Source organism: Campylobacter sp. BCW_6464, from assembly GCF_001762775.1.
Taxonomy (GTDB): domain Bacteria; phylum Campylobacterota; class Campylobacteria; order Campylobacterales; family Campylobacteraceae; genus Campylobacter_D; species Campylobacter_D jejuni.
This window is the reverse complement of the sequence record NZ_MJXM01000041.1, coordinates 144,184-158,163: the sequence shown is the minus strand read 5'-3', so window position 1 is coordinate 158,163 and position 13,980 is coordinate 144,184. Positions and strand designations below refer to the sequence as shown.

At 28.9% G+C, this 13,980-nt stretch carries 14 protein-coding genes and 2 pseudogenes; 8 read left to right on the top strand and 8 right to left on the bottom strand.

Annotated elements, in window-relative coordinates:
• Positions 1–118 precede the first annotated feature (118 nt).
• From AJ885_RS10610 to AJ885_RS03510, 4 genes and pseudogenes are all read left to right on the top strand, one after another.
• Positions 119–688, top strand: a pseudogene (locus tag AJ885_RS10610) (hypothetical protein); the annotation flags it as partial.
• Positions 689–727: 39 nt separating this feature from the next.
• Positions 728–1,197: pseudogene (locus AJ885_RS03520) on the top strand (ShlB/FhaC/HecB family hemolysin secretion/activation protein); the annotation flags it as partial.
• A 73-nt stretch (positions 1,198–1,270) separates the two neighbouring features.
• The gene (gene cmoB / locus AJ885_RS03515) at positions 1,271–2,161 is read left to right on the top strand and encodes a tRNA 5-methoxyuridine(34)/uridine 5-oxyacetic acid(34) synthase CmoB (protein WP_079860267.1); all 891 of its coding nucleotides are present in this window, start codon (positions 1,271–1,273) and stop codon (positions 2,159–2,161) included.
• A 71-nt stretch (positions 2,162–2,232) separates the two neighbouring features.
• Positions 2,233–2,811, top strand: coding sequence for a hypothetical protein (locus AJ885_RS03510; RefSeq protein WP_070280748.1), 579 nt, complete (start codon positions 2,233–2,235; stop codon positions 2,809–2,811).
• On the opposite strand, the gene AJ885_RS03505 is transcribed toward AJ885_RS03510, so the two are convergent.
• The gene (locus tag AJ885_RS03505; protein ID WP_070210218.1) at positions 2,812–2,985 is read right to left on the bottom strand and encodes a hypothetical protein; all 174 of its coding nucleotides are present in this window, start codon (positions 2,983–2,985) and stop codon (positions 2,812–2,814) included.
• An 8-nt stretch (positions 2,986–2,993) separates the two neighbouring features.
• The gene (locus AJ885_RS03500; RefSeq protein WP_002853671.1) at positions 2,994–3,521 is read right to left on the bottom strand and encodes a thermonuclease family protein; all 528 of its coding nucleotides are present in this window, start codon (positions 3,519–3,521) and stop codon (positions 2,994–2,996) included.
• A 67-nt stretch (positions 3,522–3,588) separates the two neighbouring features.
• On the opposite strand from AJ885_RS03500, the gene AJ885_RS03495 reads away from it, so the two are divergent.
• Entirely contained in the window at positions 3,589–4,857 is a 1,269-nt protein-coding gene (locus tag AJ885_RS03495; RefSeq protein WP_070210219.1) for a M20/M25/M40 family metallo-hydrolase, read from the top strand.
• Here the strand turns inward: AJ885_RS03495 and AJ885_RS03490 are convergent.
• The gene (locus AJ885_RS03490; protein ID WP_070210220.1) at positions 4,840–6,087 is read right to left on the bottom strand and encodes an MFS transporter; all 1,248 of its coding nucleotides are present in this window, start codon (positions 6,085–6,087) and stop codon (positions 4,840–4,842) included. The genes AJ885_RS03495 and AJ885_RS03490 overlap by 18 nt on opposite strands.
• A 39-nt stretch (positions 6,088–6,126) precedes the next feature.
• Positions 6,127–6,966, bottom strand: a complete 840-nt coding sequence (locus tag AJ885_RS03485; protein WP_070210221.1) for a cysteine ABC transporter substrate-binding protein — start codon at positions 6,964–6,966, stop codon at positions 6,127–6,129.
• A 221-nt stretch (positions 6,967–7,187) separates the two neighbouring features.
• On the opposite strand from AJ885_RS03485, the gene jlpA reads away from it, so the two are divergent.
• A complete protein-coding gene (gene jlpA / locus AJ885_RS03480) occupies positions 7,188–8,306 on the top strand; it encodes a lipoprotein adhesin JlpA (RefSeq protein WP_070280746.1) in 1,119 nt (372 codons plus the stop codon).
• Between the two features lie 90 nt (positions 8,307–8,396).
• Complete coding sequence (locus AJ885_RS03475; protein ID WP_004305720.1) at positions 8,397–9,137, top strand: YaaA family protein; 741 nt, start codon at positions 8,397–8,399, stop codon at positions 9,135–9,137.
• A gap of 3 nt (positions 9,138–9,140) precedes the next feature.
• Here AJ885_RS03475 and AJ885_RS03470 read toward each other — a convergent pair whose 3' ends face one another.
• Entirely contained in the window at positions 9,141–10,292 is a 1,152-nt protein-coding gene (locus AJ885_RS03470) for a M20 aminoacylase family protein (RefSeq protein WP_044779510.1), read from the bottom strand.
• 1 nt (position 10,293) lies between these two features.
• Positions 10,294–11,514, bottom strand: a complete 1,221-nt coding sequence (locus tag AJ885_RS03465; RefSeq protein ID WP_070280744.1) for a CynX/NimT family MFS transporter — start codon at positions 11,512–11,514, stop codon at positions 10,294–10,296.
• Between the two features lie 232 nt (positions 11,515–11,746).
• Here AJ885_RS03465 and AJ885_RS03455 point away from each other — a divergent pair, with 232 nt between their 5' ends.
• Positions 11,747–11,953, top strand: coding sequence for a membrane protein (locus AJ885_RS03455; protein ID WP_002853356.1), 207 nt, complete (start codon positions 11,747–11,749; stop codon positions 11,951–11,953).
• 2 nt (positions 11,954–11,955) lie between these two features.
• On the opposite strand, the gene AJ885_RS03450 is transcribed toward AJ885_RS03455, so the two are convergent.
• Positions 11,956–12,717, bottom strand: coding sequence for a DUF5416 family protein (locus AJ885_RS03450; RefSeq protein WP_079860268.1), 762 nt, complete (start codon positions 12,715–12,717; stop codon positions 11,956–11,958).
• Positions 12,714–13,979, bottom strand: a complete 1,266-nt coding sequence (locus AJ885_RS03445) for a (Fe-S)-binding protein (protein ID WP_004305711.1) — start codon at positions 13,977–13,979, stop codon at positions 12,714–12,716. The genes AJ885_RS03450 and AJ885_RS03445 overlap by 4 nt, the downstream gene beginning before the upstream one ends.
• Position 13,980: the final 1 nt, after the last annotated feature.

Here is a 13,980-nt window from a genome sequence, read left to right as displayed (position 1 = left end):
TTAAATATTTTATTTATAATTAATATACTTAAGAATATTATAATTACGCTTTCTTTTGATAATATTTACAGATATTGTTAAATAGTTAAAATATAATAATCAATATTTAAGGATATCTATGCCAGCCATTAAGCTTTTTAACTTCACGGGGAGGGGTGTAGAGAAATTTTGTTTTAAACTTTCTATTGTTACCTTCTTAAGCATCAATGCTTTTAGTCACTCAAGCAAATACTACAGACAATCGAAATTTCAATATTCCAGAGTATTATTTTAATGATAACAAACTTTATGATAAAACCAATTCTACTTATAAAAACCCCAAGGTATAAATTATTATTCTAAGAGTTCTAAACATGATATTAACAATATTACTTTAATTTATAACAATACTAAAGTAAATATTATAAATATAAACGATTTAAATTTTAAACATTATTTACTTGCTTCTGATATGAGAGAAGATAAAGTTCTTTCTTTTAATAGTGTCAATACAGCTAATCATAGTAATAAAAACAGTTAGAGCACTTCCTTTTTTAATCATAGCAAAAACCGATTATGCTAATGCAAGTTATAATAAACTTATATTAGAACAAGGAGAACTTAGTTCAGTTTTTTATCTTAAACCTAAAGATACTCATATAAAAATCTTAGCAGTTCTAAAAGCAATCAACGCATGAATTTCTTAATGAGGTATAGAAACAAGCAAAGTAGATGGAGTAGAATTTGAAAATTTGCTAAACTTAATGTCAATCTTAACAATACTTATTTCTTTAATGATACCTTTACTCATCTTTTTAGCTTAAATTATCAACAAGTTATTAATGAATCTATTTATACTAGATAATAGTAAAACTATATCTTTAGTAGGTCCTTATGGAGTAAGGGTTTATAATAATGAAGATAGAGATAATGCTGTAGTAGCTAGCTTTGGACTTAGAATGGCTACTCCTTTGAAAGATTTTTATATCACTCCTTTTTATGATATAGGTTATTCTTGGTGTGAGAATGTTTCTAAACTATATAGAGTAAGTGAAACAAACTATATGGATGCCTATGATTTGCAACTGCTTTATAATAAAACAGGAAATTTTTATGTTAAGCTTGATTTAGCTAAAGCTTTATAAAAATGATGATTATAGTTCTAAAGCTTATGTGAGTTTTGGGAAGTATTTTGAGTTTTTAAAAATTTATTTTTGATCAAATATTTAATACATATGAGATTTATATTGCCATAAAAGCTTTTAATGTTATAATTTAGCATTAAAAGCAAATGTCAAGGATAAAAATGCAAGAAAATTTACTCAAAAAACAATTTCTAAATCACCCTTTATACGCTAAAATTCAAGAACTTAAAGCTCTCAATCTTGCTTGTAATTTTTCTTTAGATGATAGTGTAAATTTATCTACAAATTCTCAAGCCAAAGATGAAATCCTAGCTATAACAAAAGAACTTAAACCATGGAGAAAAGGTCCTTTTAAAATAGACGATCTTTTCATCGATACAGAATGGCAAAGTTTTATTAAATTTAATATTTTAAAGCCTTTTATGAACGAAATTTCTCAAAAATGCGTTGCTGATATAGGCTGTAATAATGGTTATTATATGTTTAAAATGCTTGAATTTAATCCTGCAAAACTCATAGGTTTTGATCCTTCTATCAAATACCGTTTGCAATTTGAACTCATTAACGCTTTAGCTAAAACTCCTATAGAATACGAACTTTTAGGCGTAGAAGATCTTCCAAGCTATGGCTTGAAATTTGATGTGATTTTCTGTCTTGGGGTGATTTATCATAGAAGTGATCCTATAAAAATGCTAAAAGATTTAAAAGCAGGACTTAATAAAAATGGAGTTGTTTTTTTAGATACCATGTATATAGAAGATGAGAGAGAAATCGCTCTTGTGCCTAATAAAACTTATTCTAAAATTTCAAATATTTATTTTGTACCAAGCATTAGTGCATTAAAAAACTGGTGTGAAAGAGCAGGATTTAAAGAATTTGAAGTTTTGGCTACAAAAAAAACCGATGAAAACGAACAAAGAAAAACAGAATGGATAGACTCTTTTTCGCTGGAAAATTTCTTAGATCCAAAGGATAAAAATCTTACCATTGAAGGCTATGAAGCACCCAAAAGAGTTTATGTGCGTATTAGGATATAAATTCTTTTTGCTTTTTGTCGATCTAGGCTTTAGATATTTTGAAGTAGATAAGTAGAATTTAAAGGTTAGATATGGCAAAAAAAGATAATTTTGAAGAATATGCACAACTTGAAGAATACGCATCTGCAGAAGATATATCTCGTGTTAGAGCAGAATTACTCACTTGTCCTGAATTAAACACCTCGCTTGCTGGAACCATTATAGAAATGGATAAAAACTATGCCAAATCAATTTTAATAACCACAAGCGAAATGGTAGTAGATGATCAAGGATTGATTTTTGATGCCTTTATTTTCGCTGCGGCAAACTATGTAGCACAAGCCTCTATCAATAAAGAATTTTCAGTGATTATTGGATCAAAATGTTTTTTTTATGCTCCGCTTAAATTAGGCGATGTTTTAGAACTTGAAGCTCATGCACTTTTTGACGAAACCTCCAAAAAAAGAGATGTAAAAGTGGTCGGGCATGTTAAAGAAATTAAAATGTTTGAAGGAACGATACAAGTTGTTAGCACTGATGAGCATATATTTAAACTCAAGCGTCCGCCACTTAATACTGTTAAACCTACAGAAAATCAAGAACAAGGTGCCAAAATCAACAATCCAGAAGCCGTAGCAGCTGCATTAATGGCCTCTGTGGGTGGAAAATAATCAAGGAGTCATTTTAATATCCACCCAATTCTTTGGGCAATCCTTATGATAAGTTCCACTTCCATCATAATACTCTTTACAATCATCATAAAAACGATTTGAAATCCCTCTTTCATTTACAAAACATCCAGAAATTCCTAAAGCTAATAGCACTATTAAAGTATATTTTTTCATGTTTTTCCTTAGAATTTATTGTGTTTTCTCCATTTATAAGGCTCTATAGGATTACTCTCTTTCCAAAGACCTAAATGATTTTTCTTAGCATTTTCTTGTTCTTTGGTATAAGCGTTACTATAGTAAGTATCAGCCCAAGCATAGCCTTTGCTTACCAAAAATCGATTAATATCAACATCATTAAGCTTTACAATAGCAACAATTCTACCATAAGTATCTTTATTTTTATAAATAATTTCAACTTGTTTGCCGCTTAAAATTCTACTTAAAGCTTCTTTTGATTGCTTTCCAAAACTTTGTTTAAGTTCTGGTGCATCTATACCAAAAAATCTTATTCTAGCGAGTTTGTTTTCATGATTAACTTCTATAGTATCTCCATCAATAATTCTAACTACTTTTCCTTCAAAACTAGAATTTTGGGCAATATAGTTCTGGATAAAAACAACTACAAGAGTGAAGATTAATACAGAAAAAAGTTTTTTTGGATCACTTAATAATTTTCTTAGATTAAATAATTTTTTATAATTTATTCTCATTTTTTAATCATTTTGCCTTTAAATTTTAAAAAATATGCCATAATTTTATCAAAACAAAGGAGATAAAATGCAAAATGTTATAGAAAATTTTAAACAATTATGCAAAATTCCTCATTGCAGTTATGAAACAGAACAAATGAAAGAATTTTTAAGCTCTTACGCCAAAGATAAAGGCTTTAAGGTGAGTGTAGATAAGGCAGGAAATATCCATGCCATAAAAGGCAAACCAAAAATTTGCTTACAAAGCCATTATGATATGGTCTGTATGGGCGATGCACCAAACTTAGAAGTTTATGAAGAAAATGGCTTTTTAAGAGCCAAAAATTCAAGTCTTGGTGCGGATAATGGTATAGGTATAGCCATCATGATGAGTGCTATGGCTAAATTTGAAAATTTAGAGTGTCTTTTTACAAACGATGAAGAAGTAGGACTCATGGGAGTGAATTCACTCGAGCACACTTTAGAATCTAAAATGCTTTTAAATTTAGATCATGAAAGCGATGATGAGATCATGATAGGCTGTGCAGGTGGAGTAGATATAGAAGCTAGCTTGCCTTTTAATACCCTTAGAAAAAAGGGTAAAATTTATGAGCTTTGCGCGCAAAATTTTAAAGGTGGACACTCAGGCATAAATATCGTACGCAACGAAAAAAGCTCCATCAAAGAAATGGCTAAATTCATACAAGAAAATAAAGGAGAAATCATTTCTTTTGAAGGTGGAGAAAGAATCAATTCTATACCTAAACACGCCAAAGCTTTAGTGCATTTTAAAAATGAAGTAAAGAGCAATAACTGGATAAAATGCGATTTTAAAGAAGAAGGTGAATTTGAAATTTGCGATCAAAGTAACAAACTTTTAAGCCTTATAAATTCTTTTACTCATGGAGTTAGAGCTTATGATGAAAATCTAGGTATAGTTCAAACAAGCATTAACCTAGCTACTTTAAGAATGCAAGATAAACAAATCAAATTCGCACTTTTTGCAAGATCTAATATACTTGATGGACTTAAGCAAGTAGAATTTGAAACTTTAGAATTTTTCAAGGCTTTTGATTTTAAAGTAAGAAGTTTTAATTTCTATCCACCTTGGGAAGGCAAACCAAACGCACTTAGCGACATGGTTTTTAAAGCGCTTAAAAAAGTATCGCCTAATGCCAAAGTTTCAGCTATCCATGCAGGGCTTGAGTGTGGCATTATAGAGAAAAAACAAGAGCTTTTATGCGCTTCTATAGGTCCAAATATCCATAATCCTCATTCAACTGATGAACATTGCGAAATCGCTTCAGTTGAAAAAATATCTAAGGTTGTTTTTGAAGTTTTAAAAGACAATGCTTAATTCTTTAATCTTGCTTCTTGCAAAAACGCGTTTTAACAAAAACACACAAAGCAAGGAGCAAGATCCCACTATAGCAAGATAAATACCTAAATACTCTTTATAAAAAGCATTGACTATAAAAGGGGTTAAAAAACCTAAAATCGCATAAGAAATATTATAAGCAAAACTAAGCCCGCTAAATTTAAGTTCGCTTTTAAAAATTTGCGTCATAAAAACAGGCGCGAAAGTAATAATACCTTGTGCAAAACAAGCCAGTAAAAAATAAAATAAAAAATTCTCATCATAAAAACTAAAAAGCACACCAAAAATAATAAAAGCTATACTAAAAATAGAACAAATCCTATAGCTTCCCCATTTGCTTGCTAAAAAACCTTGAAATAAAGCTCCAAAAATCACCGCTAAAATAGCAAAATTTTGCACCCATAAAGCAGAAGTTTTACTCATAGCTAAAAGACTTTCAAAATACTTAGGCAAAATCATCAAAGTTGCCACACCGCTTGTTAAAACCATGGTCATTAAAAAACAAACAAGCATACTCATTTTATGAGTTTTTAAAGCTTCAAACAATGGAAAATTTAAAATTTTCTTTTCATTTTGAACTTTTATAAATTCTGGAGTTTCGCTGAGTTTATTTCTTAAAAACAAAGCTAAAATTCCAAAAAATCCTCCTATGATAAAAGGAATTCTCCAAGCATAGCTTTGAACTTCTTCTGGGGTAAAATAAGATCTTATGCCTAAAGTGGCAATATTTCCTAGCAATAAACCTATGGTTAAAGTCACTGAAATAAAACCAAGAGCTAAAGGAATTTGGCACCCTTTGACAAATTCGCTCACATAAATCCAAGCTCCGCTCACCTCAGTTCCAACGGCTAAACCTTGCAAAATACGAATAGTGAATAAAATCAAAGTAGCAAATATACCTATACTTTCATAACTTGGCAAAAAAGCTAAAGCAAAACTAGGCAAAACCATCAAAAGCATAGAAATATAAAAAATATTCTTTCTTCCATATCTATCAGCAAAATGTGCCATCACAATAGAACCAAAAGGACGCGCTAAATAAGCAGAACCAAAGGCTATATAAGCATTTATCTGCATCCAAAAAGCATCATTTTGCGGAAAGAATACCTTAGCAAAAATATCCAAAAAAAAAGCAAAAAGCACAAAATCATAAAATTCTAAAATTCCACCCAAAGAAGCATAAATAATATTTTTGTATTTTTTTTGCATATTTTATCCTAAATCAACTAAAGGGCAAAAAGCCCTTTATTAAATTTTTCCACCTTCAATCACTACATCATCAGCCTTAACATCATCTCCAAAATGAACTTTTAAAGTTTCATCATAAGCCTTGTGAAAAAACTGCTCTTGGCCTAGTTTAATGATCAAATTATCGATAAATTCTTTAAGTTCTTTATCACCTTTTTTAACTGCTGGTGCGATAACATCTTTGTTGCCTAACTCTTTGATAGCCATTTTAAAATCAGGATGATCTTTCATCCAAGCAAAAAGCAAGGTATTATCATGACTTAAAGCATCGCCTCTTTTATCCATCAAAGCGGCAAAAGTTTCAGTATTTTGATCGTATTTTAAAGTTTTAATATTAGGATAATTTTGCGTAAAATACGCATCCGCTGTTGTGCCTTTGTTTAAAAGTAAAGTTTTATCTTTTAAATCTTCTACGCTAGTTATATTACTATCCTTTGGCACAGCTACGCCTAAAGCTACCTTCATATAAGGCAAGCAAAAATCAACCTGTTCAGATCTTTCTGGAGTTTGAGTAAAATTAGCCAAAATAATATCTACTTTATTTGATTTTAAAAACTCAACCCTATTTGCAGCTTCAACAAGAACAAATTGCACCTTATTTTCATCGCCAAAAAGTTCTTTTGCTATGCGTTTAGCTAAAGCTATATCATAGCCTTGATTGTTTCCTTTTTCATCCACATAACCAAAAGGTGGTTTATCGCCAAATACCCCAATCCTAATAACTCCATTTTGCTTGATCTTATCAAGAGAATTTAAAGTTTTAGAGTCAGAATTTCCTCCACAAGCAGCCAATACTACTGCAACAAAGGCCGTTAAAACACTTAGAAGTATTTTTTTCATACATTTCCTTTCTTTAAAAATAAGCTTAAAGCTATTGCAAAAATATATAATAATTGCAAAGTTAATTATACTTAAAATTATAAATAATGCATTTGAAACAAACTAAAAAGATTTTCCTATGTGTAAAAATGTAATTAATCTCACACTCTCTTTTAGCATTGTTTAAATTTTAAGTAAAAAAAGATATAATCTTTGTTTTAAAAATTTTTAAGGAGAAAACTATGAAAAAAGGTATTTTTCTCTCTATTGGAATAGCTGTTTTGTTTTCAGCTTGCGGAAATTCCATAGATGAAAAAACAGTTAAAAAATATGAAAATCAACTAAATCAAACAGTTAAACAAGAAATTGCAAACCTTTCTCAGGATTCTGGAATAAAGATTGAATTTTCTGATTTTAAATGCAATGCAGATGGTGATTTTATAGCGTGTTTAAGTTCAAATTTCAAAACTCTTGCAAAAGATAACAACGATGAGTATCAAGAACTATTTCAAGCAAAAAATATCAAAATTCGCTCAAATGAAATTTACAAAGGCGAAGCAAATACATCAATTAACATTAAAGAATATTACAACGATCTTTTTAAAAACCAAAAAAGCATACAATCAAATTTGGTTTTTGAAGATTTTAAACTTGGAGAAAAAGTTGTTAGTGACATCAATGCAAGCTTATTTCAACAAGATCCAAAAATCAGCTCTTTTATCAATAAATTAAGCTCGGATTCTTATACTTTATCATTTGATAACTCCATAAACAAACAAGAAAACAATTATCTAGATAATCTTAATATAAAATTTTATAACGCAAAATTAAATTTCAATACAAATCTAAATATAAATCTAAAAGAAGATCTACTTAATTACCTTGATTCTAAGGGTATAAAATTTAACACTCAAACTTTAGCTATGGATGAACAAGCTATCAATGAACTTCTTAATATAGCAAACTACGAACAAGCTTCAGATTTTAGCAATACAATCCAAAAATACATCATCTTAAATAATTTTAAAATTGATTCAACTCTTAAAACCGAAGGCGTATTTAGTAGCTATATAGCAACTGCTAAGGAAAATTTACAAACCTTAAAAGCTCAAAGTCAAAATGAAGAACAAGCATTAATCTTTGATAAAGCTTTAGCTATTTTAAACAATATCACTCAAAATGATGATTATAAACTCAATCTTGATTTAAAATTTAAAAACATCCCTGTTAGTGACTATAGCACACAAGGAATCGACAGCATAGAAAAACTAAGCATCAACAATCAAGACGCCACAGAAGCGTTAAAAATTATACTTCCATTTATCATGTTTTCTATGTTAATGAGCGGAGCGTCGTTTTAAATTTTAAAATGATAAAAACTTCAAAAACATTAAAAGCAAGATTAAATTCTTTGCTCTTAATGTTTCATAACATTAACAAAAAAGGCTAAAATGAAAATTTTATTCTCCCCTAGCGAAAGCAAAAATGAAAATTGCGTAAAAAATCCTATCAATGAAAACTCATTTATATTTAAAGAATTATTTCCTTATAGAATAAAAGCTTTAAAGCATTATGAAGAATTTATCAAAAACGCAAGTTTACAGAATTTGCAAGAACTTTTTGGCATTAAAAATGAAAATGAAATTGATAAATTTAAACACAATTTAAAACAAGCTCCCACTCAAGAAGCTATATTGCTTTATACTGGGGTAAGTTATGAATATCTTAATTTTAAAGCTTTAGATAAAAAAAGTCAAGCTTATATTTTAGAAAATACTCTTATATTTTCTAATCTTTTTGGCGTTGTAAGAGCTAATGATACCCTACCCTTTTATAAATTCAAGCAAGGGGCTAAAATAGGAAATTTTGCCATAGAGAAATTTTATAAAGAACATTTTAGTAAAGCCTTAGATGAATACTTAGAAAATAAAGAAATACTTGACCTTAGAGCAGGATTTTATGATAAATTCTACACCCCAAAAAAGAAATTTTATACCTATAAATTTGTAAAAAATGGTAAAGTCATCAGTCATTTTGCTAAAGCTTATAGGGGAATTTTACTCTCCATAAGTGCAAAAAACCAAGTAAAAAACAATAAAGAGCTTTTGGCAAACCTTCCTTCAAACCTAAAACTCAAAGAAATTCAAATCAAAGGTTTAAAGGAAGAAATTGTGCTTGAAATTCTAGATTAGTTTTTATTTTAAGTATTTTAAAGCTAGCTTCGCATAATAACTTGCAGCCCTAGCTAAAAGCTTATCATTAAAAACATAACTAGAATTATGTAAATAAATGTCGTTTTCATTTTCTAAAAAAGCATAGGCACATTTTTTCATTTCGCAAAAAAATCCAAAATCCTCACTTGCCATTAAAGGACGATGATTAAATTCACAATTTTTTTCGCCAAATAATTCTTTTGCAACCTCACTAGCAAAATCCACAGCTTCATCGTTGTTCATAGTCACTGGTGCAACAACATTTTTATTGATTTTAATCTCTATATCATTAGCCTGTGCAATACCTTTACAAATTTTATAAATTTTTTCTTCAGTTAGTTTTCTAGTTTCATTATCTAATGCTCTAACACTCATTTTAATCGTTGCAATATCTGGAATGATATTAAAAGCATGCCCTGCATTAAAAGCTCCTATGCTTATAACTGCTGAATTTTGAGGATCAACATTGCGAGATACTATACTTTGCAAAGCCACCACAAGTAAAGAAGCAGCATAAATAGGATCTTTTGCCTTTTCTGGAGCACTTCCATGACCACCTCTTCCAATAACTTCAATGCTATAACTATCCGAAGAAGCCATCATCGCACCTTTTTTAAGATAAAATTTCTTATCGCTACCAAAAGGCATATTGTGCCATCCAAAAACATAATCACTATCAAATTTTTCAAACAATCCATCTTCTATCATTGCCTTAGCACCACCCAAACCCTCTTCAGCAGGTTGAAAATAAAGATTTAGAGTGCCATTAAAATTCTGATTTGCTAAATACTTTGCAGCAAGCAATAAAGAAGTAGTATGTCCATCATGACCGCAAGCATGCATTACATTTTCTTTTTTGCTTTTATAAGGCAAATTTGTGCATTCTTGTAAAGGCAAAGCATCCATATCTGCACGAAGTCCTATTTTTTTATCGTTATTTCCCTTTTTTAAAACCCCCACAACACCTGTTTTTCCTATTTCTTCATAAACCTCATAACCAAATTCTTTTAATTTTTGCGCCACTAATTTTGCAGTACATAATTCATCAAAACCAAGCTCAGGATTTTCATGAATTTGATGACGAATTTTTTCAAATTCGCCTTGTAAGTCTAGTATTTCTGGAATTAAATTCATTCTATTTTTCTCCTTGTATAAAATTTTCTCTTCTAGGTAAAACAAATTGTGCTAAGATCGCTGAAATAAAAATCAAAGCAAAAATATAAACAAAACCCAAAGTAAAACTATGGGTTTTATCAACACTCCAAGATACTACCCATAGGTTAAATGATAGTATAACAAAGGTAATACTCCAAAAAGCACTCATAATATAAGCAGTTTGATTTGGATTAGAATTTTTTAATTCTGAAGGTAGATTAAAGAAAAATGGAAACCACATAGAATAAAAAATGCCTGATAACACAGCAAAAATCTGCATCAATACTAAATTTTGTAAAAACAACATACAAAATCCGCATATAAAAATACACGCTCCTCCAGACAATAGCATTATTTTAAAAGAAATATTTTTTCTTTTAAAAAATAATCCAAGATAAGGACCAAAAATAATAGCAAAATTAGCCAAGGCTGGAATTTCTTTTTTAGCAAAATCAGCTAATTCTTTACTAAAACCCGCATATTGCGCATAAAAAGTTGGTAAAAAAGTAAAAAGAGAATTTAAAAATAAAATAGGCCCTATGTAAAAAATAATCATACCCCAAGTAACACGAGATTTTAGAGCATAAATAAGATCTTTTGCATTATTCTTTTTTTCTTCTTTTTTATTCTCATCTTTACCTACAAAAAGCCACAAAATCAATAAAATCAAATTAATCCAAGCATAAAATGATAAAGAATCTCTCCAATTTCCAAAATAATTTGAGATACTTTCAGCTAAAACAAGTCCTAGGGTAATGCCTACCAAATTTGAAGTCATATTAAAACTAATTACAAAATGTAAAGCTTTTTCTTCAAACCATTGTTGTGCAATAGGCACTAAACAAACTAAAGCACAAGCTGAACCAAGCCCTGTTAAAAATCTTATAATCAAAATACCACTATAACTATCTACAAAACTTAAAAAGATACCCGAACTCATTAAAATACAGCCTAAAAAATATCCCTTTTTTAATCCGAATTTATAAACCAAAAAAGCAGTAAATGAAGCACCAAAAATTTTCGCAACTACTATCATACTAGTGATTAAAGTAGCTTGCTGAGTATTTAGAGCAAGATCATTTGAAATCAAGGGCATTAAAGACCCTGTTGCTGCCCAAGAGATACTAAAAACAGCATAAACACTAAAAATAATAAATTCAACCCCAATGCGTCTAAAATGAAATAAAAGTGATTTTTCCATATTAAAATCCTTTTTGGATATTTATTAAAATATAACATAAAAAAATGAGATATTTATTATCTTTGATTATTTTTTTAATTTAATTATTTTTTTATATATTTTTTTGTTACTTTTTGAAAATTTATATATAAGTTTAAAGATAAAAAAACTAAAATACAAAATAAAAACCCATAAAAGTTTTTTGAAGTATTTAAATGATATATTTCAAAATCTAGTTTTAAAAAGGAAAAATATGGAATTTTTAGCATTTATTTTTTTGATTATTATATTTTTATTTGTAGTCTTTATCATCGTTACTCGCTATGAAAAAAAGATAAAATTACTCAACCAAAACATACAAAATATGAAAGAAGATATAGCCGATCTTAAAGAAACAACTCAAAAAAATCGCTCTTTAATTGAAAAAAATCGCTCTAATATAGAAAATATAATAAAATAAAACTAAGAAAGATTTGCGATAAGTTTATAGTGCTTTTTCTGATTTATCATTAAAGTAAAAATTTTTTCACTTGAATTTTCGCTTTTATTTTTATAAATCATGCTTTTTAAAAACGGAAAAAGCATCGTACTAGAAGTTTTACCTTGTAAAATAATATGCATAGAACCTTTTAAAATTCCATACTTATAGCTCATACCGCTTGGAAATATATCAAGATTAAAACTTAAACTATCTTCATTACTATCATAATTTAAAATTTCAATTTTAACAAAGCTAATTTCTTGATCTTCTTGAGATAAATTTTTAAAAATTTCAAGTTTTTCATGTTTTTTGATAGCAACAACTTCTTGCTTGCTTTCTTTAAAATCAGAAAGAAAATTTTCATTTTTAAAAATTCTTGAAAAAAATTTTAAATTTTTAAATTGCATACTTATTTGTTTTGTGTTTTCATGTATTATTTTTTCGGATTTTAAGATGTTGTGTTTTATATTATCTTCTTGGTTTTGATTATCTTTGTTTGATTTCATGTCAAAATCTTCAACGATAATCATATCTTCAATATTACAAATATTAAAATGTTTTACAATTTCTTCAAAAGTAAAACTGTCATCACTAAATTCCAAAAGCTCTATATTTGAAGTGATAAAATCAACACCATCTCGTTCTTCAATCTTATCTTTAATCACAAAAGCATCAACACAAAAGCACGATCTTTGAATTTCATATTCAGAACTTTTGCCTTTAAATACTATCTTCATCATCACAAAGCTTTTGCTATAAGCTCTAAAGGACTAGCAAAAACAACCTTACTTGAATTTTGTTCTAATGCATTTGAAATTTGCATTCTACAAGCTGAACACTCGGCACTTACCACACTAGCCTTACTTTCATCGATCATTTGTGCTTTTTTAAGCCCTACACTTAAGGCTTTATCATAATAATCCGTTTGCATACTCACCCCGCCAAAACCGCAACAAGTATTAGAATTACTCATTTCCACAAAATGATAATTTGTTTTTAAAAGTTCTCTTGGCTCTTTAAAAACCCCTTGCATTTTTCTTGCATGGCAAGGATCGTGATAAGTAATGCTATAATTAAATTTATTTTTTGTTTTTAAAATTTCTTCCAAAGAAGTAAATTTATAAAAATACTCGCTAGCCATATATATCTTAGATGACACACATTTTGCGCGTTTTGCCCAGTCTAAATCATTTTGCATTATAAAAAAATGTTCATAATCTATCTTTAACATAGCCGAACAAGTGGCCTCAGGAACTATAATAGCATCTAATTTTTCTAATTCTTTTTCAAAATACTCAATATTTTTTTTAGCCAAAACTTCAACACTTTTAAAATCACCCGTAAAAAATTGCGGCGCTCCACAACACACTTGTTCTTTCATCAAATCCACATTGATTTTTAATTCCCTAGTGATTTTAAGCACTGCATTAGCCGTATCTATGTAAAAATAATTCGCCAAACAACCTACAAAAAAACCTATTGTTTTTTCTCCATCATTATTGATAAATTTTGGATTAGAATTTAAGAAACTTTTTTTATTAAAACTTGTAAGTAATCTTCCCTTTTTAACAAAAGGCATGGAAAATCTTGCCTTCATACCTGTATTTTCATTCTCATTTTGAATTTTAAACGCACAACTTTGAAACACATAGCCAAGCTTAGCTACCAAATCTAAAATTGTGCGTCTTCTTAAAAAGAAAAAAATAAGTTTTTTATACCAAGCTATACCAAATTTTTTAGCTATGTCATAACGAACTTCTTCTATGGCATTATCTACTCTTAATTTACTTGGACACACTTCAACACAATTGGTACATAAAAAACAAGATTCAAAAACTTTCTTAGCTTCTTTATCAAGTTCTAGAATTCCCTCTTTATAAGCAGATAAAAGATCTAAAAATCCTCTTGGACTGGTAATTTCATCGCGATTTTCTTCATGTATAGTACAAACAGGTATACATTTGCCACATTTAACACAAGCATCACTTATTTGACTAAATTTCATC

What these genes read in the sequence shown, in the direction of transcription:
- cmoB (WP_079860267.1), top strand. Translation starts at nt 1,271, where the DNA reads ATGTCAAGGATAAAAATGCAAGAAAATTTACTCAAAAAACAATTTCTA.
- AJ885_RS03510 (WP_070280748.1), top strand. Translation starts at nt 2,233, where the DNA reads ATGGCAAAAAAAGATAATTTTGAAGAATATGCACAACTTGAAGAATAC.
- AJ885_RS03505 (WP_070210218.1), bottom strand. Translation starts at nt 2,985, where the DNA reads ATGAAAAAATATACTTTAATAGTGCTATTAGCTTTAGGAATTTCTGGA.
- AJ885_RS03500 (WP_002853671.1), bottom strand. Translation starts at nt 3,521, where the DNA reads ATGAGAATAAATTATAAAAAATTATTTAATCTAAGAAAATTATTAAGT.
- AJ885_RS03495 (WP_070210219.1), top strand. Translation starts at nt 3,589, where the DNA reads ATGCAAAATGTTATAGAAAATTTTAAACAATTATGCAAAATTCCTCAT.
- AJ885_RS03490 (WP_070210220.1), bottom strand. Translation starts at nt 6,087, where the DNA reads ATGCAAAAAAAATACAAAAATATTATTTATGCTTCTTTGGGTGGAATT.
- AJ885_RS03485 (WP_070210221.1), bottom strand. Translation starts at nt 6,966, where the DNA reads ATGAAAAAAATACTTCTAAGTGTTTTAACGGCCTTTGTTGCAGTAGTA.
- jlpA (WP_070280746.1), top strand. Translation starts at nt 7,188, where the DNA reads ATGAAAAAAGGTATTTTTCTCTCTATTGGAATAGCTGTTTTGTTTTCA.
- AJ885_RS03475 (WP_004305720.1), top strand. Translation starts at nt 8,397, where the DNA reads ATGAAAATTTTATTCTCCCCTAGCGAAAGCAAAAATGAAAATTGCGTA.
- AJ885_RS03470 (WP_044779510.1), bottom strand. Translation starts at nt 10,292, where the DNA reads ATGAATTTAATTCCAGAAATACTAGACTTACAAGGCGAATTTGAAAAA.
- AJ885_RS03465 (WP_070280744.1), bottom strand. Translation starts at nt 11,514, where the DNA reads ATGGAAAAATCACTTTTATTTCATTTTAGACGCATTGGGGTTGAATTT.
- AJ885_RS03455 (WP_002853356.1), top strand. Translation starts at nt 11,747, where the DNA reads ATGGAATTTTTAGCATTTATTTTTTTGATTATTATATTTTTATTTGTA.
- AJ885_RS03445 (WP_004305711.1), bottom strand. Translation starts at nt 13,979, where the DNA reads ATGAAATTTAGTCAAATAAGTGATGCTTGTGTTAAATGTGGCAAATGT.